The following is a 219-nucleotide window of genomic DNA, read 5'->3' as shown; positions in this document are numbered from 1 at the left end:
TGGATGTGGATAAAGACGGGAAGCGTTACAACAACGGCACGGACAGTTATACCTTCACGGCGACGGTGAAAGATGGGCATGGCAATCTGGTGGTGGATAAACCGATCGAGATTGACTGGCAGACAGATAAAACGGTGGTCGGGTTAAAACTGACAAAACAAAGCAATTCGGTGAGTAACGCGCAGGGACAGGTGACCGCGACCTTAACCAGTACGGCGG

The 219-nt window shown here is 51.6% G+C and carries 1 protein-coding gene; it reads left to right on the top strand.

Annotation, left to right across the window (positions count from 1 at the left end; all coding sequences use genetic code 11):
* Nucleotides 1–219, top strand: a 219-nt coding sequence (locus tag EAE89_RS23365) for an Ig-like domain-containing protein (protein WP_214086709.1), incomplete at both ends; no start/stop codon positions are given.

The organism is Photorhabdus heterorhabditis, from assembly GCF_018448905.1.
Taxonomy (GTDB): domain Bacteria; phylum Pseudomonadota; class Gammaproteobacteria; order Enterobacterales; family Enterobacteriaceae; genus Photorhabdus; species Photorhabdus heterorhabditis.
Note: the sequence above shows the minus strand (reverse complement) of the source record. Positions and strands in the feature narration are given on the sequence as shown.